23 protein-coding genes are annotated in these 25,290 nt (G+C 46.8%); 12 read left to right on the top strand and 11 right to left on the bottom strand.

Going from position 1 to position 25,290, the window contains the following annotated elements:
* Positions 1–19: 19 nt before the first annotated feature.
* Positions 20–1,585, bottom strand: a complete 1,566-nt coding sequence (rny, locus tag D3H65_RS27230; RefSeq protein ID WP_119053324.1) for a ribonuclease Y — start codon at positions 1,583–1,585, stop codon at positions 20–22.
* A gap of 272 nt (positions 1,586–1,857) precedes the next feature.
* Between rny and D3H65_RS27235 the strand changes: the two genes are divergently transcribed.
* Both D3H65_RS27235 and D3H65_RS27240 read left to right on the top strand, forming a co-directional pair.
* On the top strand, positions 1,858–2,994 hold the full coding sequence (locus tag D3H65_RS27235) for a TlpA disulfide reductase family protein (protein ID WP_119053325.1): 1,137 nt from the start codon (positions 1,858–1,860) through the stop codon (positions 2,992–2,994).
* A 203-nt stretch (positions 2,995–3,197) separates the two neighbouring features.
* Positions 3,198–4,049: a DUF6263 family protein gene (locus D3H65_RS27240; protein WP_119053326.1), complete on the top strand. Its 852-nt coding sequence runs from the start codon at positions 3,198–3,200 to the stop codon at positions 4,047–4,049.
* Positions 4,050–4,056: 7 nt separating this feature from the next.
* Here D3H65_RS27240 and D3H65_RS27245 read toward each other — a convergent pair whose 3' ends face one another.
* The gene (locus D3H65_RS27245) at positions 4,057–4,347 is read right to left on the bottom strand and encodes a cell division protein ZapA (protein WP_119053327.1); all 291 of its coding nucleotides are present in this window, start codon (positions 4,345–4,347) and stop codon (positions 4,057–4,059) included.
* A gap of 152 nt (positions 4,348–4,499) precedes the next feature.
* Here D3H65_RS27245 and D3H65_RS27250 point away from each other — a divergent pair, with 152 nt between their 5' ends.
* Positions 4,500–4,754, top strand: coding sequence for a hypothetical protein (locus tag D3H65_RS27250; protein ID WP_119053328.1), 255 nt, complete (start codon positions 4,500–4,502; stop codon positions 4,752–4,754).
* A 10-nt stretch (positions 4,755–4,764) separates the two neighbouring features.
* On the opposite strand, the gene D3H65_RS27255 is transcribed toward D3H65_RS27250, so the two are convergent.
* The 7 genes from D3H65_RS27255 to D3H65_RS27285 form a co-directional block, all read right to left on the bottom strand.
* Positions 4,765–5,052, bottom strand: coding sequence for a hypothetical protein (locus D3H65_RS27255; RefSeq protein WP_119053329.1), 288 nt, complete (start codon positions 5,050–5,052; stop codon positions 4,765–4,767).
* 71 nt (positions 5,053–5,123) lie between these two features.
* Positions 5,124–7,553, bottom strand: coding sequence for a phenylalanine--tRNA ligase subunit beta (pheT, locus tag D3H65_RS27260; RefSeq protein ID WP_119053330.1), 2,430 nt, complete (start codon positions 7,551–7,553; stop codon positions 5,124–5,126).
* A 159-nt stretch (positions 7,554–7,712) separates the two neighbouring features.
* On the bottom strand, positions 7,713–8,042 hold the full coding sequence (locus D3H65_RS27265; RefSeq protein ID WP_119053331.1) for a hypothetical protein: 330 nt from the start codon (positions 8,040–8,042) through the stop codon (positions 7,713–7,715).
* A gap of 29 nt (positions 8,043–8,071) precedes the next feature.
* The gene (locus tag D3H65_RS27270) at positions 8,072–8,536 is read right to left on the bottom strand and encodes a hypothetical protein (RefSeq protein WP_119053332.1); all 465 of its coding nucleotides are present in this window, start codon (positions 8,534–8,536) and stop codon (positions 8,072–8,074) included.
* A 47-nt stretch (positions 8,537–8,583) separates the two neighbouring features.
* Positions 8,584–9,393 (bottom strand): N-acetylmuramoyl-L-alanine amidase, encoded by an 810-nt coding sequence (locus D3H65_RS27275; protein ID WP_119053333.1) that lies wholly within the window; start codon positions 9,391–9,393, stop codon positions 8,584–8,586.
* An 18-nt stretch (positions 9,394–9,411) separates the two neighbouring features.
* Positions 9,412–10,461 (bottom strand): IPT/TIG domain-containing protein, encoded by a 1,050-nt coding sequence (locus D3H65_RS27280; protein WP_119053334.1) that lies wholly within the window; start codon positions 10,459–10,461, stop codon positions 9,412–9,414.
* A 305-nt stretch (positions 10,462–10,766) separates the two neighbouring features.
* Complete coding sequence (locus D3H65_RS27285; RefSeq protein WP_119053335.1) at positions 10,767–11,012, bottom strand: hypothetical protein; 246 nt, start codon at positions 11,010–11,012, stop codon at positions 10,767–10,769.
* A gap of 607 nt (positions 11,013–11,619) precedes the next feature.
* On the opposite strand from D3H65_RS27285, the gene dnaB reads away from it, so the two are divergent.
* The 4 genes from dnaB to D3H65_RS27305 all read left to right on the top strand — a co-directional run bounded on the left by dnaB (position 11,620) and on the right by D3H65_RS27305 (position 15,470).
* The gene (gene dnaB / locus D3H65_RS27290) at positions 11,620–13,194 is read left to right on the top strand and encodes a replicative DNA helicase (protein ID WP_119053336.1); all 1,575 of its coding nucleotides are present in this window, start codon (positions 11,620–11,622) and stop codon (positions 13,192–13,194) included.
* A 429-nt stretch (positions 13,195–13,623) separates the two neighbouring features.
* On the top strand, positions 13,624–14,229 hold the full coding sequence (locus tag D3H65_RS27295; protein WP_119053337.1) for a Panacea domain-containing protein: 606 nt from the start codon (positions 13,624–13,626) through the stop codon (positions 14,227–14,229).
* Between the two features lies 1 nt (position 14,230).
* Positions 14,231–14,686 (top strand): hypothetical protein, encoded by a 456-nt coding sequence (locus D3H65_RS27300; RefSeq protein ID WP_119053338.1) that lies wholly within the window; start codon positions 14,231–14,233, stop codon positions 14,684–14,686.
* 67 nt (positions 14,687–14,753) lie between these two features.
* Positions 14,754–15,470, top strand: a complete 717-nt coding sequence (locus tag D3H65_RS27305) for an RsmE family RNA methyltransferase (RefSeq protein WP_119053339.1) — start codon at positions 14,754–14,756, stop codon at positions 15,468–15,470.
* On the opposite strand, the gene D3H65_RS27310 is transcribed toward D3H65_RS27305, so the two are convergent.
* On the bottom strand, positions 15,467–16,279 hold the full coding sequence (locus D3H65_RS27310) for a TerC family protein (RefSeq protein WP_119053340.1): 813 nt from the start codon (positions 16,277–16,279) through the stop codon (positions 15,467–15,469). The genes D3H65_RS27305 and D3H65_RS27310 overlap by 4 nt on opposite strands.
* A gap of 32 nt (positions 16,280–16,311) precedes the next feature.
* A complete protein-coding gene (locus tag D3H65_RS27315) occupies positions 16,312–17,388 on the bottom strand; it encodes a quinone-dependent dihydroorotate dehydrogenase (protein ID WP_119053341.1) in 1,077 nt (358 codons plus the stop codon).
* A gap of 259 nt (positions 17,389–17,647) precedes the next feature.
* On the opposite strand from D3H65_RS27315, the gene D3H65_RS27320 reads away from it, so the two are divergent.
* From D3H65_RS27320 to D3H65_RS27340, 5 genes are all read left to right on the top strand, one after another.
* Positions 17,648–18,826 carry an acetyl-CoA C-acyltransferase gene (locus D3H65_RS27320; protein WP_119053342.1) on the top strand — a complete coding sequence of 393 codons (1,179 nt, stop codon included), beginning with the start codon at positions 17,648–17,650 and terminating at the stop codon, positions 18,824–18,826.
* Positions 18,827–19,195: 369 nt separating this feature from the next.
* A complete protein-coding gene (locus tag D3H65_RS27325) occupies positions 19,196–20,869 on the top strand; it encodes a DUF1800 domain-containing protein (RefSeq protein WP_119053343.1) in 1,674 nt (557 codons plus the stop codon).
* Between the two features lie 19 nt (positions 20,870–20,888).
* Complete coding sequence (locus D3H65_RS27330) at positions 20,889–22,481, top strand: DUF1501 domain-containing protein (protein WP_119053344.1); 1,593 nt, start codon at positions 20,889–20,891, stop codon at positions 22,479–22,481.
* 189 nt (positions 22,482–22,670) lie between these two features.
* A complete protein-coding gene (locus D3H65_RS27335; protein WP_119053345.1) occupies positions 22,671–23,315 on the top strand; it encodes a response regulator in 645 nt (214 codons plus the stop codon).
* 70 nt (positions 23,316–23,385) lie between these two features.
* A complete protein-coding gene (locus D3H65_RS27340; RefSeq protein WP_119053346.1) occupies positions 23,386–25,221 on the top strand; it encodes a tetratricopeptide repeat-containing sensor histidine kinase in 1,836 nt (611 codons plus the stop codon).
* Positions 25,222–25,290 lie beyond the last annotated feature (69 nt).

Below are 25,290 nucleotides of genomic sequence, written 5' to 3' on the forward strand. Positions count from 1 at the left end.
GGCTCTGTGGTATTGACTTTTACCTGGCTACGTTCACGGACCGTTTTTCGCGGATCACGGTTACCTTGATCTGGCCGGGGAAGGTCATTTCGGTTTGGATCTTTTGGGCAATCTCGAAAGAAAGCTTGTCGGAATCCGCATCGGTTACCTTGTCAGCCTCTACAATCACGCGCAATTCGCGGCCAGCCTGAATAGCGTAGGCTTTTTCAACACCCTGATAGGCCAACGCGAGGTTTTCCAGGTCCTTGATACGCTGGAGGTATTGCTGCATGATCTCACGACGGGCACCGGGTCGTGCGCCGCTGATGGCGTCGCAGGCCTGCACGATGGGGGAGATCACGTATTGCATTTCCATTTCATCGTGGTGAGCGCCGATGGCATTCACTACGGCTGGATTTTCGCCATATTTTTCGGCCAGCTTGGCTCCGAGGAGGGCGTGGCTCAGTTCAGATTCTTCATCAGGCACTTTACCAATATCGTGGAGGAGACCGGCACGTTTGGCCAGTTTGGGATTGAGGCCCAGTTCTGCAGCCATAATACCGCACAGGTTGGCTACTTCACGGCTGTGCATCAACAAGTTCTGGCCGTACGAGGAGCGGAAACGCATTTTACCTACGATACGTACCAGTTCTTTGTGCAAGCCATGGATGCCGAGTTCGATAACGGTACGTTCTCCGATCTCCATTACCTGCTCTTCGATCTGGCGACGGGTCTTTTCCACGATCTCCTCGATACGGGCGGGGTGGATACGGCCGTCGGTAACGAGCCTGGTAAGGCTTAAACGGGCAATTTCACGACGCAGGGGGTCGAAAGAAGACAGGATGATGGCCTCGGGGGTGTCATCCACGATCAGGTCTACGCCGGTAGCGGCTTCGATGGCCCTGATATTACGACCTTCGCGGCCGATGATCTGTCCTTTGATCTCATCACTTTCGAGGTTGAATACGGTGATGGAGTTTTCGATCGCCTGTTCTGCGGCAGTACGTTGTATAGACTGGATGATGATCTTGCGGGCTTCTTTATTGGCCTTTTGCTTGGCATCGTCGATGATCTCCTGCTGGAGGGCCAGGGCCTGGGTGGTAGCTTCCTGTTTGAGGCTTTCTACCAATTGCTTTTTGGCTTCATCGGCGGTGAGACCGGCTATTTTTTCCAGGCGGCGGATATGTTCCTCCTGGTGTTTTTCCAGTTCATTGCGCTTGAGGTTAACGACTTCGATCTGGCGGTTCAGGTTTTCCTTGATGGCTTCGTTCTCCTTTACCTGTTTGTCCAGCTGGTCTACCTTCTGGTTGATGGTTTGTTCTTTCTGGCGAACCCTGTTCTCTGAATCAACCAGTTTACGGTTGCGTTCTCCAACCTCTTTTTCGTGCTCACTTTTGAGTTGAAGGAATCGTTCTTTGGACTCTAATTGTTTTTGTTGTTTGACAGTTTCGGCCTGGGTTTGGGCGTCGGCGAGCAGTTTTTTGGCTTGTTGTTCTGCCTCGTCTATCTGTTTCTGGGTGTTTTTAGCAAAGATGAACTTTCCTGCTATGATGCCTGCCAGTAGTCCAACTCCTCCAATTATATAGGTTAATGCGTTCGGATCCATTGTGTTTTAAAAGTTTAGATTGTTCTACCATATTATGCTTCCTCTCTATGTATAGTATATTGTCCATACGTGAGACGCTAATGTGCGAAAGTACGGAAATTAACCAAGCATTTTTTGGACGGTGAACCTATTTGCATAATTTCTGTTCAGAACGCCGGTTGGATGAAAACTGTATAAAAAACTACGGCATTGTCATTTTGGATGATGGGTGGGAACAGAAAAAGCTATTTATTCTTTAATATTGTGATGTTCACCACTCAAAACCTCTTACAATGAAATATCTACTATTTGCAGGGGCCGGACTGCTGCTGGCCACCCAATCCTATGCTCAGCAATTTACAATTAAAGGCAGTGTGGCCCAGGCGGGCGAACCGATTGAATGGGTCTATATCTCCTATGCGGTTAATGGGGATCGTAAATCTGACAGCGTGCAGGTAAAGGACGGTCAGTATACTTTTTCGGGCCAGCTGACTTCGGCTACAATGGCCAACCTCCGGGTAAAATACCCGGCGGGGTCGGAATCTGCCAAAAGAAGGCCCATGCAAAGGGATTTTGCGACAGTTTTTCTGCAAAGCGGTGATATAACTATTAATAGTGTGGACTCCTTTAGCAACCTGGTAGTAACAGGTTCCAAAGCCCATGAGGAATTTGTAAAGCTGGGCGACCAGACGAAGCCCTTTAATGACCGTCGCAGGGAATTGTCCAAAGCTTATAGTGAGGCCAATAAGGCCGGTAAGAAAGAAGAAGCTGCCAAACTGGATGCCGAGATAGATGCGGTATATGATGAGATGAACGACAAGGTGTATGGCAGCTATGTGAAGGCCAATCCGAAGTCTCCGGTTGCTTTTTACGCCTTCCAGCAATTTGCCGGGTACGATATCAAGCCTGAAAAGGCGGAGCCTGTATTTAACCTGTTGCCGAAAGAGGTACAAGGTTCTAAGGCGGGCAAGGAGATGAAAGAGCGGATCGAGATTGCCAAGAAAACAGGTGTTGGCCGTTTTGCCATGGATTTCACGCAGAATGATACGCTTGGTAACCCGGTACACCTTTCTTCTTTTAAGGGAAAGTATGTGCTGATCGATTTCTGGGCCAGCTGGTGCGGTCCCTGCCGCATGGAAAACCCCAATGTGGTAGCTGCCTTTAATAAATATAAGGAGAAAGGCTTCCATGTACTGGGCGTTTCGCTGGATCAACCTACTGCCAAGGAAAAGTGGATCAAAGCGATCCATGACGATAAGCTCACCTGGACGCATGTATCGGACCTTCAGTTCTGGAAAAATGCGGTAGCTGTTCAGTATGGTATACAGGCCATTCCGCAGAATTTCCTGCTCGATCCTCAGGGTAAGATCATTGGCAAGAACCTGCGTGGGGAAGACCTGCAGAAGAAGCTGGCGGAGTTGTTTAATTAGAATACAGAATATAGAATCCAGAATACAGAAGTAGGAAGACCGGAAGACGGAAGTCGGGAGAAAAACAACCACGTAATTACTGGCTTTCGGCTATTTCTGAGGTTGGAAACAGGCGGCCAATGCAACTGTTCATATATAATTCACCGTCCGGTTGTAATATCGCAGCCAAATTGGCTACAAATACTTTATAATAATTGAGATTTATGAAAAAACTGCTTTTTATTCCCTTGGCTTTATCTGTTGTTTTTGTGAATGGCCAGTCGCTGAGCCGTAAGGCTGTATTTGCAAAGGGTCAGCAACTGGAGCGGGTATCTACTATCAAGATGACCTTTGCTATGGAAATGATGGGTCAGAGTATTGATATGAATAATAACAATACGATCACCTCGCTGGTAGAAGTAAAGAATGCAACGGATAAGGATTATGCTATTGCCAGCACCGTAAAACGGGTAGTAACCTCTATGAGCGGTATGGGACAGGAGATGAGCTATGATTCAGATAAGAAAGATGGGGCTCCCAATGAAATGGGGCAGAAGATGGCAGAAATGGTCGGTAAAACGAGCAATATCACGATCAATTCGAAGGGATTCATTACTACAAGTGATGATACTACCGGTGGTGGTCCTAAAGCAGGTGGTTTTATGGGTATGACGGGTGGTTTGACCAGTGCGAGTAACAAGCCCGGCAGCAGTTATGACCTGATCGCCAACCTGCCTGAAAAAGCCCTGAAAGTAGGTGATACCTGGATTGACTCTACTGTATCGAAAGAAGGCAAAGCGGTTACCAACTATAAAGTACTTGACATTAAAGGGGATGAAGCTACGGTGAGCATGGATGGAACGGTAACCCAAACAGGGGAAACTGAAAATAATGGTATGACGATTAACCTCAGTATTCAAGGTACTTCCAAAGGAACCTTTGCTATGGAAGTAGCAACCGGTATTATTAAGAAGCGCAATGTGTTGCTGGATGCTACAGGCACTATGGATGTAGCTGGTCAATCGGCTCCTTTTACCATGAAGTTGAATATGGACGAAGGCGTGACGAAGAAGTAGGGGGGAGCTAGCCCTGGAGGATCCGGTCGAGGATCTTTTCCATGGATTGCAATTGTTTATCTGCTTCACTTATTATAAGCGGCTGGTCTCCGGCCGCTTTTTGTTGTGTGGCATACCAAAGAACCACCATGGCTACATAATCCTGCATGTCTTTGCCGGCAAACTGGGTTTTGAACTCAATGATCTTGTCGTTGATGAGCTTAATGGTCTTTCGAACCACTTCTTCATCGGGGGGCGCGATGCGAATCCGGTAGGTTCTATCGCCAATCACTACATTTATCGGAATTAATTCTTCCATTGCTTGCAAATTTGAAAAGAGTATTCTATATTTATCCACACAGAATTAACAATTGGATATCTGGTACACTTTGGACACTAATGGATCGTTTTGGATGTTAAGGAAATTATGAGCCCGTATTCTATGATTACGTCACCAAAACCAAGCGAACTATGTTTGCAAAAGTAAAGTCGTCCATCTTCATCGATGTCCTGACACTCGAATTAGTAGCACCGATCCGTTCCAGCCTAAGAGCCATTTTACGAGACGAAAAAGGCGATGAATGCAGCCGCCTGGAGGCCAGTGTTCCCAAAGGGGACAATACCGTTACCTGGAAGGGCCTCAACGATCTACCATATGGCATCTACACTTTAGAGCTTTCACAAGGAGAAGATGAAATGAAAATGCGTTTAGTGAAACGCGTATAACTAATTGATCTTATTGACTCAGCATGGCAATACACCGGTCTATTTCCCGGATGTAGAGATGCAGGCGTTTGTCCAATTCTTTCCTGTCCGCTTCGTCAAGCTGGCCTGTCGCTGTTTTTAAAGCCGCCATCTTGATTTCCAGTTCTTCGATCTTTTTGGCCTGCAATGCATCCTTTGCTTTCAGTTCCTTCAACTCTTTTGACAGCCGGTCATTGTCCTTTTGCAGCACCTGGTATTGCTGCAGCACCTGCTGCAGTTTCTCATTGACGCGTTTCCATGGTTGCTGAGTATCTGACATGCCTATTAATTTCGAATGTAGGATTCCGGGTTTAGGATTCTCTTGCTGCGGCAAAGAAGCTCCTTTACCGGTTACTTCCTTATTTCAGCCTGGAGGTCTTTTTCCAGTGCTGTCATGATCTTATTCATCATACCATCAATTTCCTTATCGGTGAGGGTCTTTTCTTCATCGAGGAAAGTAAAGCTGACGGCCAGTGATTTCTTGTCGGCACCAATTTTCCCGCTTTCAAAAATATCGAACAGCTGTACTTCCTGCAGTTTTGCGATCTGTGTTTTTCTTACCGTAGACTCTACCTCTGCAAAGGGTAAGGTTTTAGGTACGATCATGGCAAGGTCGCGGTGAACAGGTAATTGTTTGGGTAAGTCGGTAAATTTCAGTACGCCTTTGGCTACTTTCTTCAGCAATAATTCCCAGTCAATATCGGCAAAGAATACGGGCTGCTTGATGTCAAAACGCTTGAGTTCATGGGGGGCTACGGCGCCTAAAGTGGCGATTACTTCATTATTGATCCTTACTTCCAGACCGTCTGCCAACTTTTGAGTTGTGGTGGCCTGCCAGCTTGATTTAGTAATGCCGGAAAGCTGCAATATTCTTGCCACGATTCCTTTAAGATAGTAAAGATCAACAGTGTATCCCTTTGTTTTCCAGGAATCTTCTTTTACCTGGCCGGTAATGTACAGGCAAACATGTTCCTGCTCATTGTAGTTGCCGGGCGCCAGTTTATGGTATGTTTTACCAAACTCAAAGAATTGCAGGTTGTGGTTCTTTCTGTTGAGGTTGTGGGCAATGGCTTCCAGGCCTGTTTCGAGCATGGAAGGGCGCATGATATTGTGGTCGGCGCTGAGGTTATTCAGCAGCCGGACGGCTGTATCCAATTCTGCTTCATCGAAATAGGCAGCATTGGTGATGGAGTTGGTAAATATTTCATTGAAGCCCAATCCTACGAGGTAGTTGGCTGATTTTTCCTTGTAGGTATGCTTGTAGCTGTCTGTTTCAATAGAAGGGGAGATCATGATGGAGGTCGGGATCTCTACATTGTCGAGGCCATCTATGCGCATGATCTCTTCCACTACATCGGCGGGCAGGCTGATATCGGGCTTGCTGTAAGGAGCATTGACCCAGATATTGTCCATGCCTTCTTTGATGATCTCAAATCCGAGGGTGGTCAGGATCTTTTTTACGGTATCGGGGTGGTAGCTTTTACCGCTCAGTTTGCGGAGGTAGTGGTATTTGAGTACGACGGAGGCCTTTTCGCGTGGGTCGGGGTACACGTCCACTATGTCGGAGGCTATTTCGCCACCGGCCAGCTCTTTGATCATCATGGTGGCCCTCTTCAATACGTTGACGGTATTGCTGATGTCTACATTCTTTTCGAAGCGGGTGGCTGCATCGGTACGCAGGCCGTGGCGGAAAGATGTTTTACGGATATCAATGGGGTTGAACCAGGCGCTTTCCAGGAAGATGTTTTTGGTATCTGCCTTTACTCCGCTATGGAGGCCGCCAAATACGCCGGCAATACACATGGGCTCGCTGTCGCCATTGCAGATGATCAGGTCTTCGGCATTGAGCTTTCGGGTCTTTTCATCGAGGGATACGAAGGGTGTCCCTTCGGGCAGGTTCTTCACCAGTACTTTGCGGCCTTTGATAGCTTCTGCATTGAACGCATGCAGGGGCTGGCCGGTTTCGTGGAGTATGAAGTTGGTAATATCTACAATATTATTAATGGGGCGCTGGCCGATAGACCGGAGCCTGTCCTGCAGCCACTGGGGGCTTTCCTTTACCTGTACGTTGGTGATGCTTACGCCGCTGTAACGCTGGCAGGCATTGGTATTTTCAATTTCTACGGCTACAGGAAGGGTGGTATTGTCGGTTTTAAAGCTGTTGCTGAAAGGTGACTTTACCCGGTAATCCTTTTTATCGTGGTGAACGAGGTAGGCGGTCACATCCCTGGCCACACCCAGGTGGCTCATGGCATCCATGCGGTTAGGGGTAAGGCCAATTTCAAATACCCAGTCGGTATAGGGTTTGAAATAAGCGGCCGCAGCGGTACCTACTTTTACTTCGGCGGGCAGTACCAGGATACCTTCGTGGTGATCGCTGAGGCCAATTTCATCTTCAGCACAGATCATCCCATAGCTTTCGACTCCCCTGATCTTGGCCACTTTCATGGTGAGGGGATCGCCATTCTTGGGATAGATGGTGGCGCCTACGGGGGCTACGATCACTTTTTGTCCGGCTGCTACATTGGGAGCGCCACATACAATCTGTAAGGGATCGCCGCTGCCAATATTAACGGTAGTGAGGGAGAGTTTATCAGCATTGGGGTGCTTTTCACGGGTGAGCACTTCTCCAATAACAAGTCCCTGCAAGCCACCTTTAAGGCTTTCATATCTTTCCAGGTTTTCTACTTCCAGGCCTACCGCTGTTAATATTTTGCTCAGTCGCTCCGGTTCAATGGTTACCGGTAAATATTCATGTAACCAGTTATACGAGATCGTCATTACTTAGTTTGATCTTTTGATGTTGATTTACTTGCTTTGCTCCTGCTGGTCCAATCTGCGCAGCCTTTTTGGGGCTTACCAGTGGTATTCAGGCGAGGTGCAAAGATAAGGATATGACGGCAAGGATGAGAGGGCCAGACGGGGAAGTATCTCAGTCAGTTACAACAAATTCCAGCCTATTGCTTTATTGACAGCGGTGCTGATAACACCGATGGCTGCATTCAAGGCGCCTTCCACGGCAATGAGGCCCAGTCCTTCTACTGCCAGGAGCACGGTGCGGTAGGAGTTTTTTTGTATTTGAATGTGTAAGAGGGCTTCTTCTTTGGTGATCTTGCCTTCGATCTTCAGTTTGGCGATCATGGCCAGGTTTTGTACAAAGGCTTTGCTTTCCTTTTCTACATAGGGTTTTGCTTCTTTCCAGAAGTTCTGTAAAACAGGTTTGGCTGCATTGAGCATGTCTTTGGCGAGTGCAGAAACGTTGAGTGCCATATAAATTATTTTAAATAGTGAATGGTTGATTATTGTGCTTTGGCTCTTGCTTTGAGTGCCATGATGAATTTAAACATAGCTGTGTACTGGGTTTCGAAAGCACTCTTCAGGAGAGTGACATCGGATTTGGAGAGCAGGCCATTGGGTTTCTGTTTGTGCAGGGAGTCCATGAGTGTAATATTCTCGTCGAGGAGATCGAGCATATTGATCATGATCTTGTTTTTTTCAATGGCATTGTTGCGGATGCGTACCGTGCGTGATTTTACGCGCAGTCCTTCATAGAAGGGAAGGGAGTTGGTGTAAGAGAGGTCCTGGGAGCCGGGATTGGTCTCATGCTTCACGAAAAATGTGGTGGTGCTTTGCTGCATTTCGCTCAGGGTCTTGTCTGTTACCTCATCATAGGCAGATAGCAGGGTCACCTTGCAGGCAGTAAACAGGAAGATGCTTACAAGCAGAAATCCGGCGATCTTCTTTACTGTTGGTAGTGCTGTCATAATTGTAGATTAGAGTGATTAATAGCGTATGTTCTCCAGGTTCGGGTTTATTTGACCCCTCCGCTCCAGAAATAATTACCATGGGTATCCTGGTACCAGAGTGGGTTGTTATTGACGGGTTCACCATCGGGGATGGTGGCGGTAAACTGTAGTACGGTACCGGCCGGCACTACCTGTACGATGGCGGCCCGGGTATTGGGAGCCTTGCGCAGGTTGAGCTTTACGGTAACGGTAACACTGCCTGTTTGTGCCGTGGTAGTAGGTCCGGCTGGTGCATTGCCGGTGCAGGTCTCGAACTCTGCGGCTACATCACGCAACAATTGTTCGTAGGTACGGCGGCTGCGAGCCAATCCTGTAACGGGATCGGTTTTGCGGGCAGGGTCCAGGAAAAAGTGACCTACGATGTCTTTGGCGGGGTTGAGGTTGTATACAAAACAGAGTTTGGCCAGGGTCCATACAAATTTCTCATAGGCTTTGTCGGCATTGATGGCCCCGCCGTAACAATACTCCACACCAATGGCCCCGTCGTTGGCATTAATGCCATAGAGTTCGTTGTCTTTGGTAACCTTCTTTAGTACATGGAAGGCTTTTTCTGCGGATGCTGTTAATGCGGGCACGCACTCGAGTATTTCCTTATCATCTACAAACAAATGGGCGGAGGCTGTTTTGGCAGGTTCCACGGTTTTGGCGGTATTGATGTAGAACTGTATGTTGTTGGCAGCGGTGGAACCGGGGTTGCCGGTATCGTGTGCTACGAGGAAGCGTACTTTTTGAATGGGTGTGCCTGCTCTCCGGCGTGAGGGTACAGGCAGGTAACGGGGTATGACGATGAATTTTTCGTTGAATGTACCGGGCATAACTAGTGCATTTAAAGGTTAACCAACTGCTTTTTCTTCTGCGTCTTCTGTGCCTTCGGCAGGGGGTGGGGCTGCGTTCTCTGTTACTGCCAACATCTTCTTGTGTAAAATGGTATTGCCTTCCGCATCGGTGATGAGGAGCATCAGTTCGGTCTTGTCTTTGGCTTCCTCCGGAATGGTATAGGTAAAGGTGATCTCCTGGTCGGTGATCTGGGTATCAACGATGGGTTGATCATCTATTTTGATGATCAGTTTTTGGCTGGTGAGCTTGCTGCCTTTGATGACGATATGGTTGTCACCTTCTTTGGCGAGTTCATCGGGTGAGGTGCTGGTGATGCTGATGGTGGGGTCGTTGAGTTTATTGGGCCGGTTGTCCTTGGGACTAAAGAGTACATCGAATACTTCTTTGAGTTTTTGGGTAGCAATATCGGTGAAGAGGCCGGAAAGGATGGCCAGGGTAAGGATGCGATCGATGTCGGCATTGGCGGGATCGTTGGTAGCGCCAAAAGCGAAATATAAAGCGAGGGCGAGGGCCGAGGCGGTGAAAGGGCGTACAAAATACCACAGTATCCAGCTTTGCTGGAATTTACCAGCGCCTACAAAGGTGGTAAAGGAGGTGGCGACATGGATCATATTGCCCAGGAAGCCTCCTGTGGCGACCAGCAGGAGCAGGATTATGTTGAGGTTAATATAAGCATGGGTGACCGGGGAGGCGGCAGCTTTTGCCGGTGTGGCCACCAGGGATGAATCGGTTTTGGCCAGGGATGGCTGCTGAACACTGGTATCGGTGGCGGTATCTGTTTTTGTTATCGTGACTGTCTTTGTGAGGAGGGTATCGGCTGCCGGGATGGCGGACGCATGCTGGAGATTACAGGCATTGGTATCGAGGGTCATTGCAAACCAGTGGTATCTGTAGAGGGCGCATTTTTTACCGGGTTCCGGTAATCTGTCGGGCCAGAAAGCGATAATGATGATGATGGAGAATACGGTGAAGAGGATCAGCAGGATGCCGGCGGCGATCTTTCCTCCTTTCGTGATCTGTGGATCTGCGATGTCGTTGTCTGCCATGTAGGTTATTTGAAAGGTTAGCAATCTTGCATTACAAGGTAAGTGTGATCATGGGGTAGTATGTGAAACTACTGGTGTGTCCGGATTAATGCTATTGGTTGGGCAGGACGGGCAAAGCTGGTAAGAATATTTGTTATAATCAATACCACAAACTGGGTAGATGCGGATACCGAAGGGAGGGGCTAAGAAGGAGGAAAGGGGGGGGTGGAGGGGTATGGGACTATCAGGGTACTATAGCCTACGGATCTCGTACCTGACTGGAGCGGGACAGGGTCTCGATAAAGTCTCTACAAGGTAGGGGAAAGCTAGTTTTTGTTGATCAAAAAGCTAAATGGGGGGATGGTTTCTGACAAGATGCGGTGAATGCGGGTGGCACGGCGTTCCATGCGGTAGTGGCGGATCCTGGCAATTTCGACGGTGTTGGAGAAAGCGAGGGCTTTGGTGGTCAATAAGCGGCTGCACAACTTTTCGTACTGTATGAGTAGCTCCAGTTCTTCTCCCTGCTGATCGTTCAGCAATACCTCATAGTGCCTTAGTTGATATACCCGCATGAGACTTAAAATTGATGCTACTACTAATATCGGTCATAAAACAATACCAGTAAAGCTTTGTTCATTTTTTATGCCTAAAGTTAATGATTTAATACCGGTTTCAGCATCATGGAAGCGTTAAAACCCACGCTCTATAAGTGTTTTCTGCTAGCCGGAAAGGGTAAACCCTTAGCCCTGCTGTATCTCACCGGGCGAACCTGTTTACCAAATTTTTGGGGTATAATATCTTCGCACAGGGTGTGTGGATTTCCTTTGGGAAAGGGTGGTAAACTTTTGTAAATTGGGAATATCCTGCACATCTATGTGGATAACCCCATAAAAGGTGTGAATCGGTTCGTGAATTGCGGGTGATTAAATATAGGTTCCAGTTTTTTTTTTCCGGGACGTTGGGGGGTTATATATTCGCCGTCCTGACTAGAGCGGTAACATTCAGGTAACCCTGGATTAACAATTTCGTAACACAAGACTGGAATACTAACCCGCAAGTCATTAGTGCCGTTTTCGGACGGCATTGAGTGACCAGGAAATTCCGTCCCCCTAAAGCAGAAACCAGCGTTCAGTGGATTGTATTGCCAACGTTTCATTTACTTACTGACCAATTGAACCCATGGAGTTAACGAATTTCAATAAAGATCGCAAGCAGCGCCGGAAGCCATCCATCGATATGAGTACGATGGTGTATGGAAAAGTACCTCCGCAGGCCAAGGACCTGGAAGAAGCTGTACTGGGTGCTATCATGCTGGAAAAGAGCGCCTTCGATACGGTGATAGAGATACTTAAACCGGAATGTTTTTATGTGGATGCGAACCAGCGCATTTACCGGGCTATGCTTAGCCTGCAGCAAAAGAACCAGCCTATCGATATCCTGACGGTGGTGGAAGAGCTGAGAAGCAAGGATGAGCTGGAAATGGTAGGTGGTCCTTACTATGTAACGAGGCTTACGAATGCGGTGGTTTCATCGGCCAATATTGACGCACACTCCCGGATCATCCTGCAAAAGTTTATCCAGCGTGAGCTGATCCGCATCAGCGGCGAGATCATCAGTGAATCTTATGAGGACAGCACGGATGTGTTTGACCTGCTGGATGAAGCAGAAAGCAAATTGTTTGAGATCACGAATAATCACCTGCGTAAGAATTTTGACAGTATCGACAGTGTGTTGGTGAAAACGGTGCAGCGTATTGAAGACATGCGGGCCCGTACGGAAGATATTACGGGGGTCCCGAGTGGATTTGTATCGCTGGACAAGGTAACGTATGGCTGGCAACCTTCTGACCTGGTGATCCTGGCGGCCCGTCCTGCGGTAGGTAAAACAGCCTTCGCCCTCAATCTGGTTCGGAATGCAGCTTTGGATCCGCGGAAGCCCACGCCGGTGGCTTTCTTCAGCCTTGAAATGAGCTCGGCGCAGCTGGTACAACGTATCCTCTCGGCCGAAAGTGAGATCTGGCTGGAAAAGATCTCGCGTGGTAAAATGGAAGAACATGAGATGAAGCAATTGTATGCCAAGGGTATTCAAAAGCTGGCACAAGCGCCCATCTTCATCGATGATACAGCGGCTCTCAACGTATTTGAGCTGCGTGCGAAAGCGCGCCGTTTGAAGAACAAGCACAATATCGGCCTGATCATCATTGACTACCTGCAGCTGATGAGTGGTGGCGGTGGTAAGAACCAAAACCGTGAGCAGGAGATCAGTACGATCTCGCGTAACCTGAAAACGCTGGCGAAGGAGTTGATGGTGCCCATTATTGCGCTGTCGCAGTTAAGCCGGGCGGTGGAAACGCGTAAAGAGGGTAACAAGATGCCGCAGTTGAGTGACCTTCGGGAATCGGGAGCGATCGAGCAGGATGCGGACATGGTAATGTTCATTTACCGCCCTGAGTACTATGATATCACCTCCAATGAAATGGGGGAAAGCAATAAAGGGGAAACGCATATCCGGATAGCCAAACACCGTAACGGTTCGCTGGAAACGATCAAGCTGCGCGCCTTGCTGCATATCCAGAAATTTGAAGAGATGGAGCAGGATGACTTTGGCGGTATTGGCGGCGCCCCCGGCGGCGGTAGTTGGAAGCCGGTGCCTACTGAAGGAGGAGCTGATGGCGGTGGCGCCAAGCTGTTCATACAGGCCGGCAGCAAGATGAACGATATGCCTTTTGGCGATGATGATGACGCTCCTTTTTAGGCAACGAGGAAAAAAAGCAACCAGGCAGCGAGGCAAAAAGGGAACGAGGCAACGAAGGAAGGCTATTTCGTGTCAGGTAAGCAGACTATAAAAATAATATTATAAACTTCTGAGGTTTCTATCCTAAGCCCTCCCAAACATGCAACGGGGAGGGCTTTTTTATTTATTTAATAAAATGCCTATAAAGCATTGAAAAACAAATAATTCGAATTCGCCTATGTAAAAAATATTAACCCTAAAAAGAACAGTTCGTCATAGAAAATGAGTCGAGGCGTCATAGCAAAAGAGTCGATACGTCACTGAAAATGTGTCGATGCGTCACTAAAAAAGGCAAAGTGTACTTTAAAAAAGATATTTTTGAAACAAATTAGTATACAAAATATTCTTTTTGGCTAAAAAAATTAGTAATTTTGTCTTGATCTCATATAAATGAATACTCACAAAAATAAAATCTTCACTAAAGATCAAATTGATAAGATAGGTAATACAATCATTTACTTGTCTCATGGCCTCACTGATCTAAATAAAACTAAGATTTTAAAGCTCCTATTTATATTGGAAGAGGCTTCCATCAAAAAGTATGGGTATCCTTTTTTTAATATAGATTTTCAGCTCTGGAAGCATGGCCCTGTTGTGAAGGACATTTATATAGATTTGTGCGAAGAGACTCCCAATTTGTTAAAGGATTATATTCTGAGGGATTCGCAAACTACATCAAACTTTGTTGCAAAGAAACCCTTTTGTGATGATGAATTTAGCGATAATGATATTGAGATATTGGATAGAATTGTATCATTTGCAAAACAAAAGAATGCAAAATATTTGGTGAATCACACACACGATCAAAATTCACTTTGGAGGAAATCTGCCATTAAATATGGTATTCTTGAATCATTGGAGAATGAATTAATAAATAGCACAGATTTTGAAATTGATTTCAATTTACTTTTTGAAAATGCTGAATCAAATTACTTCAAGGAAAGATACGAAGAGGCTAAGGACAATAGAGAGTTTGTGCGGCAATTAAAAAACTGACGTGTTCTCACCTAGACAAATAATCTATATTACACCTTTTTATTTCAAAAACGGCAACACTCCAAAACCTAAATATTTAGTCGTTCTGGCAAATGAAAGTAATAAAACGATAGTAGCTTCTCTGACAACCAGGACAAACCATGTCCCATCATTTGTAAATAAATCTCATGGGTGTATAAATATTGATGATAGATGTTATAATGCATATGTCTTCGACCCAGGCAAAATAATTGGTGATGCTGGTTTCTTTTTCCCTGATCCACGACCGACCTTTATTTACGGAAACGAAGTAGACGATTTCGATGTGACAACCCTAGAAAGTGTCTATCCCATCGAAGGGGTGGATTATGAAATTAAGGATACTTTAAAACAAGATGAGTATGAATCCTTAATTAAATGCCTTCAGGCTAGTAGAAGCGTGAAGAGGAAGATAAAAAAGTTGCTTTCCAATCTTTAGTCAATAGACGATTACCGGATTAAAGTATACGCGCTTATAATATTTTTTCTTTGGCTTAACTTGCAGTATGAGCTTACCGATCTTCTATATTGAATCTGCCGCCTCGGTCAATGATATCCTTACGTTGCCGGAAGAAGCTTCCAAACATATTATACAGGTATTGCGCAAACAGGTTGGTGAGCAGGTACAGCTAACAGATGGCAAGGGCAATCTGCTGACGGCGGAGATCATCAACGATCACAAAAAGAAATGCGGGGTTCGTATCACGCAATTGCAGCATACACCGGCGCCTGAGCGCTCTATTACTATAGCTATCTCGCTGCTGAAGAATGCCAGCCGCTTTGAATGGTTCCTGGAAAAAGCAACGGAGATAGGCATACAAACGATTATTCCCTTGTTGTGTGAGCGTACGGAGCGGGAGCATTTCCGGTACGATAGAATGGTAAGTATTCTCACGAGCGCCATGCTGCAAAGTCAGCAAAGCTGGTTGCCGGTGCTGCACCAGCCGGTAGGCTATGAACAGTTGTTCCGGCAGGAAGAAATAATGGGTACAGCTCAAAAGTTTATAGCGCATTGTCTGGAAGATGACCGCCTTGATTTACGCCAGGCGGTACAAGGAACGCAGCCTTCACAGATCATCCTCATAGGCCCCGAAGGAGATTTTACTCCTGATGAGATTGCCCTGGCCCTGCAGCACCAGTTTGTACCGGTAACGTTGGGCATCAATCGCCTGCGTACAGAAACAGCGGGGGTAGTAGCGGCTACCTTATTGAAGATCGTTTAGTGCGCCATATCGTCTTTGTTGACGGTTGGTTCATCCAGCTTGGGTGCATTCAGCTGTACCACATGCTTTTTTTGCTGGCGTTTGCGCATGGTCATATTGAGGAGTTCCACACCAAAAGAGAAGGCCATACCGAAGTAGATATAGTTCTTCAGGTGAAGTTCATGGGCTTTTTCCGAATCCCAGCCTTCTATCAGGAGGCTTAACCCGATCATCACGAGGAATGAAAGGGCCAGCATTTTGATGGTGGGGTGCTCTTGTATAAAGCTGGATATTTTGGGGCTGAACAGGAACATTACGATCATAGCAATCACTACGGCAGCGATCATGATCTCCACATGCTTGGCTGTACCACCGGCGGTAATAATGCTGTCGAATGAGAATACAGCATCAATGAGCATGATCTGGCCCAGGGCCTGTCCGAGGCTCAATGGTTTCTTATTTTTTGTAGATGCATTGGGATCTTCGCCTTCCAGTTTATGGTGTATTTCCATCACTGTTTTATAGATCAGGAAGAGGCCACCGGCTAACATTACGAGACTGGCGAGGTCGAAGCCTTTACCAAACCAGCTTTCGGGGATCACATACTTACCTTTTTGGGATAACAGCCAGCCAAGGCCCATCAGTAATAAACTACGTACGATAATACCACTGATCATCCAGAAGCGCCGGGCCTTCTTTACCTCTTTTTCGGTATGCAGGCGGTTCATGATAATACTTACAAAGATCACGTTGTCGATACCCAACACAATTTCCAGGATAACCAGTATCACAAAACTGATGATACTATCCGTCGTAAAAAGATGTTCCATTTGTATATATAAGTTGAATAAGCAGCTAATTGTTACACTAATTCCTGACATATATTCTGTACAATAGCAGGGCCTTCATAAATAAAGCCTGTCCATACCTGTACCAGTGCTGCCCCTGCCTGTAATTTTTCCTTTGCATCGGCGCCGGTAAAGATGCCGCCGGAAGCAATGACAGGTATTGCTCCATGGGTCTTTTGGGTAATGTATTGAACGATCTCGGTAGATCGTTGCGTGAGGGGTTTGCCGCTTAATCCTCCGGCGCCAATGGCTTCCAGCTCAGCTGTGGGAGACTGAAGGCCGGCGCGGTTGATGGTTGTATTGGTGGCTACCAGGCCGTCCAGTTTAATTTCAAGGGCCAGGTCAATGACATCGTCAATCTGTTCCTGTGTGAGGTCGGGCGCAATTTTCAGCAATAAAGGTTTGGGCTCCTGTTTGGTGCCGGCCAGGGTTTGGTTGATGGTCTGAAGATGGGATAAGATCTTTCTCAGGGCATCTTTTTCCTGTAATTCCCGCAAACCGGGGGTGTTGGGCGAACTTACATTGACCACGAAATAATCTACCCAATTGAACAGTTCGCGGAAGCATATTTCATAATCCTTCCAGGCATCTTCATTGGGCGTGACTTTGTTTTTGCCGATGTTGCCACCGATGATGAGGGGTAAGGGGCGAGTAGCGAGTGACGAGCGGTCTGCTTCTTTCTTCACTCTCCAGTCCTTTAAACGCCTGGCCACCACTTTCACACCTTCATTATTGAAGCCCATGCGGTTGACCAGGGCTTTGTCCTTTGGTAAGCGGAAGAGGCGGGGTTGATCGTTACCTGCCTGTGGCTGGGGGGTAACGGTACCAATCTCTACATAGCCAAAACCCAGGGCTTCGAGTTCATTGAGGTAAAGGGCATTTTTGTCGAACCCTGCGGCCAACCCTACCGGGTTTTTAAAATGCAGACCAAACAGCTCATGCTCCAGGCTTTTGCTGGCAGGGGTGTTTTTCTTACTGATGATGCGCTTTAAGAAACCAACCTTACAGGCCAGTTTTAAAGCATTCATGGAAAAATGGTGTACTCCTTCCGTGGGGAACAGGAACAATAGTTGTCGGATGAACGTATACATAGACGGCTGCGAAGATATTTCTTTATCAAACGTTTGCCGTCGCAAAGTGGCAATATTTTACCGCTGTGCTTCCGGGAAGGGTAAAGCCGGTTAAAATTACCCTGGCAGCTTGATGACCATGTAATCAGTATAAGGCGCTGATTATGAATACAGCATTATGCTGCTGGCGGGCGTTTTGAAAACTTCTTCCTTCTTGTTACCTTTGGTATACAAAGTTGCATAAACAACTAACTTATTTAGAAACAATAAACTTCTTTATATGCAAGAGGCTTACATCGTAGCAGGATTTCGTACTGCTGTAGGTAAATCAAAGCGGGGTGTGTTCAGGTTTTACCGGCCTGATGACCTGGCTGTCGATGTGATCAAGGGGCTGATGGCATCGGTGCCGCAGCTGGACGCTAAAAGAGTGGATGATCTGATTGTGGGCAATGCGGTACCGGAAGCGGAGCAGGGATTGCAGGTAGGCCGTATCATTGCGGCCCGGGCATTGGGATTTGATATTCCGGGTATGACGGTGAACCGCTATTGCGCTTCGGGACTGGAGACAATTGCGATCGCTACTGCCAAGATCAGGAGCGGACAGGCAGAATGTATAGTGGCAGGTGGTACGGAGAGCATGAGCCTGGTACCTACCGCAGGATGGAAAACGGTACCTGCTTATTCGATTGCCAAAGATGAGCCGGATTATTACCTCAGTATGGGACTTACGGCAGAAGCAGTGGCAAAAGAATACAATGTGAACCGCGAGGATCAGGATGCTTTTTCCTACAACTCTCACAAGAAAGCGATCAACGCCATACAACAGGGTTATTTCAAGAGCGGCATTTTGCCAATCACGGTTGAGCAGGTATATGTGGATGAAAAAGGAAAGAAGAAAACCAAGAGTTATGTGGTAGATACGGATGAAGGGCCGCGCCAGGATACGAGTGTGGAAGCATTGGCTAAGTTGAAGCCGGTGTTTGCGCTGAATGGCTCGGTAACAGCAGGTAATTCTTCCCAAACATCAGACGGTGCAGCTTTTGTGATCGTGATGGGTGAAAGAATGGTGAATGAGCTGGGATTGAAACCCATTGCACGTTTGGTGAACTGTGCTTCGGCCGGTGTACATCCACGTATTATGGGTATTGGCCCGGTGGAAGCAGTACCCAAGGTACTGCGGCAGGCCAATATGAACCTGGGACAGATAGACCTGGTAGAACTGAATGAAGCTTTTGCTTCACAGGCACTGGCCGTGATACGTAAACTGGAGATCAATCCTGATATTGTAAATATCAATGGGGGCGCCATTGCACTGGGTCACCCGCTGGGCTGTACTGGTACCAAACTTACCATCCAGATCACCAATGATATGAAAAGGCTCAATAAGAAATATGGTATTGTGACAGCCTGCGTAGGTGGTGGCCAGGGAATAGCCGGAATTATTGAGAATATTAATTAGGGGAAGAATACAGCATTTAGAATACAGAATACAGAAGGAATACAGGAGTCGGATAATAAGCGTATTGAATGCTATGTTTGGACAATATGATCCGGACATAGCATTTTGTTTTAATGCATAGGGCGGTTGTTTTAGTCCAGGAATTGGCTATTGATGCAATATATTGACTGTTGGTTCCTATATTCTGTATTCTGTCTCCTGTATTCTATATTCTTTCCTACGTGTTCTTACGAAAAATGCAGGGAAATGTACTCGTTGGGGTGATTTCTGGTCAAATGGCAGCATTTTTGTTTATACCATGCCAGAGAAAATGTCGTTTCTACCAGGAGCAATTGTCCTGATAGAAGTGAACACCCCAAAATCAAACCTATGGATAGAAGATCATTCTTCCTGCTTAATAAGAAGACGAATCCGTCTGCCGAACAATCCTATGCCGGACTACGATTCATTACTTCCGGATTGGCTCCCTACGCCGGGCCGTGGACATCGGCCGAAGTAGCCCACCTGCTCAAGCGCACGATGTTCGGTTCTACCAAATCAGATATAGACTATTTTAAATCAATGTCGGTATCGAATGCAGTAGATGCTTTATTAACGATCTCTGCTGCCCCGGCCCCTCCTGTAAAGACTTATGACAATACAGGCATTGCAGGCGGCGATCCTGAATTAGCGATAGCCGCAGGTACTACCTGGGTCAATACACCTACTATTGATGAGGAAGCCAATGATAAAAGGATCGTATCCTGGAAAAGCTGGTGGACGGGTTTGCTGATCAACCAGAATCGCAGCATTACGGAAAAAATGATCCTGTTCTGGCACCATCACTTTGCTACAGAAGCCAGCATGTATAGAAATGGCATTGCTGCTTACCAGCACTATGTATTGCTGCACCAAATGGCACTGGGTAACTTCAAAACGCTGGTACGGGGTGTTACGCTCGACCTGGCCATGCTGCGCTACCTGAATGGCTACCTGAATATCAAGGATGCTCCTGATGAAAACTACGGACGTGAATTGCAGGAGTTGTTTACGCTTGGGAAGGAGAATAACCCTAATTATACAGAAGCGGATGTGCTGGCTGCGGCCCGTGTGCTGACGGGCTGGACAATTGACAAGGCTACTGAAACAGTGAAGTTTGATCCTGCCAAACACGATACTACCAGCAAAACGTTTTCTTCTTTTTACGGCACCACCATCGCCGGTCGCAGTGATGCCACAGCCGGGGATGCTGAACTGGATGATATGCTCACGATGATCTTCAATAAGAAGGTAGAAGTATCCGAGTTCATTGTGCGCAAGCTATACCGCTGGTTTTGTTATTATATTATTGATGCCAATACTGAAACAAATGTGATCAAACCATTGGCACTGCTTTTCCGCAATGGCAATTGGGAGATCAAGCCGGTACTGGCTACCTTGTTTAAAAGTGAGCATTTCTTTGATGCATTGAACCAGGGCTGCCTGATCAAGAGCCCGGTAGACCTGACTGTGGGCCTTTGCCGCGAATTCAATGTGGTGTTTCCTGCCGCTACGGATTATACGCATGTCTATAATATGTGGGGATTTGTGCAGGACCAGGGCGGCAATATGCAGCAGAATATTGGTGATCCTCCCGGGGTATCGGGCTGGCCTGCTTATTATCAGCTGCCCCAGTTTCATGAAATGTGGATCAACTCAGATACCTTGCCCAAGCGGAATATATTTAGCGATATCCTGATCACTATTGGTTATATGCGTGATGGCCTGACGCTTAAAATAGACCCGGTAGCATTTGCTAAAACGCTGCCCAATCCAGGGGATCCGAATGCCTTGATCAACGATTCGCTGGCGATTCTCTACAGGGTGCCCTTGTCGGACGCTTCGAAGCTAACGATTAAGAAGCAGATACTGCTCACTAACCAGGATCAGGATCATTACTGGACGAATGCCTGGACTGCGCATATTACGAATCCGACCAATGATACCGCTTACCAGGTGGTGAACATGCGCTTGCAGTCGATGTACAAATATTTCATGAACCTGGCCGAATACCAATTATCCTGAAAGCCCCAACCCAATAGCTATGAAACGCAGAGATTTTGTCAAACAAAGTTTACCGGCAGCAGTCACCCTGCCCGCGCTGATCAACGGCTTTTCTGTAAAAGCCTACACGGGTGCTTCACCCATCGTACAGGCTTTACTGGGCGCTCCTCCAACGGATACGGACAAAGTGCTGGTATTGATTCAGCTCAATGGAGGTAATGACGGGCTGAACATGGTGATCCCGGTTGAGTTTTATGGTAACTATTATAATGCCCGTAAGAATATTGCTATACCCCAAAATAAAGTACTTACGCTGAATGGCACCACCAAAACGGCCCTTCATCCGGGCATGGTGGGGATGCAAACCTTGTTCAATGAAGGCAAATTATCCATTGTGCAATCTGTGGGTATCCCGGCCCCCAGCTTTTCGCATTTCAGGGCTACGGATATCTGGATGAGTGCTTCCGATCCGGAAGAGGTGCTGAATTCGGGTTGGGCTGGCAGGTACCTGGGTACCCAGTTTCCGAATTATCCCAATGGATATCCCAATACACAGGTGCCCGATCCGCTGGCCATCCAGATCGGTGCTATTCCCTCACTGGCCTTGCAGGGGCCGGTGATGAATATGGCCATGAATATCTTTGATCCCAACAGTTTTTATGATTTCCTGGATGGGGTACAGGATACAGTGCCTGATACGCCCTGGGGTAAGGAATTGAAATACATACGGCTGATTGCCGGGCAAACGGAACAATACTCCAATGTGATCAGGGCGGCTGCAGCCAAGGTGACATCGCAGGGTAGTTATCCTGGCAACAACTATTTGGCGCAGCAATTAAAGATCGTGGCCAGGCTGGTAAAAGGAGGATTGAAGACCCGTGTGTACATGGTGACCACCGGTGGTTTTGATACGCATTCGGACCAGGTGAATTCGCTGGATACCACCATCGGTTCGCATAATAATCTGCTGGCTGGCCTGTCCAATGCCATCAAGTCGTTCATGGATGACCTGGAAGGGCTGGGTGTAGCAGACAGGGTGATCGGGTTGACCTTTTCGGAGTTTGGCCGCCGCATCAAGTCCAACGGTAGTTTGGGTACCGATCACGGCTCCGCGGCGCCCATGTTTGTGTTTGGTAAAAATGTGCGGCCGGGTATCGTGGGGAATAGTCCTTTTATTCCTGCTTCGGTCTCTGTCAATGACAATATTCCCTTCCAATATGATTTCCGGAGTATCTATGCCTCCTTGCTGCAGCAATGGTTTTGTGTAAATGCCACCGATCTGGAAACGATCATGCTGCGCAATTTCCAGCAAATACCCCTGGCGGTCAATGCGGCCTGCGGTACTACCGGGCTGGATGATATTATCCGGGGGGCTGGCGAAGAGCTGATCACGAATTATCCCAATCCATTTGTGGAGAGTACCTCCATTACCTTCCGCACAAAAGGCGGGCATACCCTGGTGCAGGTGATGGATGGGCTGGGCAGGGTGGTGAAAACGCTTACAGACAAAGTGTATACCCCCGGCGTGTATACCCTGTCTTTTAACAGCTATGGACTGCCCACCGGCGTTTACTATGCCCGCTTCCAGAATGGAGCGATACAGCAGGTGCGGTCAATGCTGAAAACGCGGTAAAGCGGCGAACTATGGATGAATCGTCTGTTTTTAACCCACGGAATGCGGTATTCCACTTCCGAAATACGAAATTTAAGCCCCATTAGGGGCTTTTTTCTTTTCATATAGTAAATAGTTCTAAATTGCTGATGATTGGGAATCCATACAATTCGATAGCTTTACTGAAAGCAAACTGATTCGAAACCTACTATGTTGAAATTGTTTATCACTGACGACCACGAGTTATACCTTGAAGGGCTGACATTATTATTGAATAAGCAGGAGGGTATCCGGGTAGTAGGGTCGGCATTGACAGGGGAAAGCCTGTTACAAAAACTGCCTGACCTGGATATAGATGTCCTGTTATTGGATGTACACCTGCCTGATATTGAAGAAGAAGACCTGCTGAAGAAGATCAGGTCATTAAAACCGCAGCTGAAGATACTTTACCTTACTATTATGCGTGGTACCCGCTATATCCACAAGCTGGTAAAATATGATATTCAGGGGTATTTGCTCAAGAATTCCAGTATAGATGAGTTGAAGCAGGCCCTGCATACGATTGCCGGGGGACAGAAATATTTCAGCAAGGAAATTAATATCCTGGACACGGAGCAGGACTTCCGCCATACGATCACGATCGAGGATAAAAAAGTGGATGAGATCCTATCCCGGCGTGAAATAGAAATACTGACCCTCATTTGCAAAGAATACAGCAATTCCGAAATAGCCGAGAAGCTGTTTCTCAGCGTAAGCACGGTCGAAACCCATCGTAAGAACCTCATTGCCAAGCTGGGTGTCAACAATACAGTAGGGCTGGTAAAGTTTGCCCTCAAGAACAGGCTGATCGATTAATACAGGTTTATTGAATTAAAACTACCCAAACACCAGAAATCGCTATCTTGCCGCAGTAATCTGTTAATCAGTGAAATATTGGTTACTGGTCCTTTCCTTATTCAGTGTGTCTCTTCATGCCCCCGCCCAGGTTGATACGAATTACCTGAAGGCGCTGTATGACCGCTGCCTTGATTTCTCAGAAGATAAGGCCGACTCGATCCTCCATTACGCTACGCTGATCAAAAAAGAATCAGACCAGCTGCATTTTAACAAAGGTGATGTTTTATCCCTCCGGCTCAAAGGCATCTTTGAAGAAATGAGCAGCAATTATTCAGGTGCTATTGAATATTACCTGCAATCGCTGGATGCTTCCAGGAAGCTGACGGATGTAGCCTATGAGAAAGCTGCTTTGAGTGATCTGGCCATTGCCTACGCCAATATTAAAGAACCACTAAAGGCCAAGGATTTTTACCTGCAGGCAGCGAAAATATCAAAAGGAACGGGTGATGTATATGACCTGGTGAATACCTATAATAACCTGGCTGTTATTTATACACAGCTCAAGCAATTAGACAGCGCGAAGTTACTGTTGAATGATGCCATTCGATACGGAAAGCCTTATGAAAAAGAGATCGATCTTTCGAGTTCTTACAACAATATGGGCAACCTGTATTGCCAGGAAAAAAAATATGATGAGGCATTGACCTATTTCCGGCGTAATTATGAGCAGCATATAAAAGGAGATAATCCCGGTGATCTGTGGGTAGACCTGCTGAACCTGGCAGATGTATACAGTGAGAAGAAACAGTTTGATTCTGCCAATAAATATGTACAACTGGCCATGAAGCTGGCGCTGGAACTGGAGTCGAAAGGAAAAGAGGCAGATACCTATGGCATTCTGGCCAAGCTGGCTGAATACAAAGGTGATTATCGCACAGCCTATGACAACCTGAAGAAATGGTACAAACTGGATACTGCCATCATCAATGGCGATACCTATAAAACGATTGCAGAATTGCAGGAACGGTTTCATGCCAAGGACCGGGAAGCGGCCAATAAACTGTTGAAAGAGCAGGTAGAGAAAGAGTCCCTTAGAACCAAGATAGTAACCATTGTAGCCATCGCCATGGCGGCGATCATTATATTGGTTGCCATTGCATTCATCACAAAACGAAACGCCAACCGCCGGTTGAAGAATATCAATGAGCTGATCGTTCAGCAAAATGAAAAGCTGGAAGAGCTGAATTATGAAAAGAACTCCCTGATCAGTATCGTGTCACATGACCTGAGTACCCCTTTTACTACGATACAGGTATGGGGGCATGTACTGCAGGCTGAAACGGGCACTTTAACAGCCGATCAGCAAAAGGCATTGGGTAAGATCATGCAAGCCAGCAATAATGGTGAAGAGCTGATCCGCCGTGTGCTGGATGTCGAGAAAAAAGACATCGGGCAGCACCGGATGCAACTGGAAAATTTTGATCTTACCATATTTGCAGAAGAGGTTATTGACAGCTTCAGGCCCATGGCTGCCAAAAAAGATATACGGCTGCATGCTGAAATGCCAGGCAAAAATCTGTACCTGCTGAGTGATAAGCAACTGGTATCGCGTATCTGTGAAAACCTGCTATCGAACGCCATCAAGTATACTCCCCACGGTAAAAATGTATGGATCAGCATCAGCGATGAGCTGGATGCCGTGAGTATTAAGATCAGGGATGAAGGGGTAGGGATCGAAAAAGAAGAACTGCCTTACCTGTTTTCCAAGTATAGTAAAATATCCTCTCAACCTACAGATGGTGAAGCATCTACAGGACTGGGACTTTCCATCGTAAAGCGTATCGTACAGGAGATCAATGGGAAGATCTTTTGCGAGAGCGAACCCGGTAAAGGGTCCTTATTTACAGTCGTACTCAGAAAATAGTCTTTTGCCTGTATAACAATTTGTTTGGTAGCTGGTTAGCTTGATAATAACCATTCATTAGGAAATTAA

Source organism: Paraflavitalea soli (genome assembly GCF_003555545.1).
In the GTDB taxonomy this organism is placed as follows: Bacteria; Bacteroidota; Bacteroidia; order Chitinophagales; family Chitinophagaceae; genus Paraflavitalea; species Paraflavitalea soli.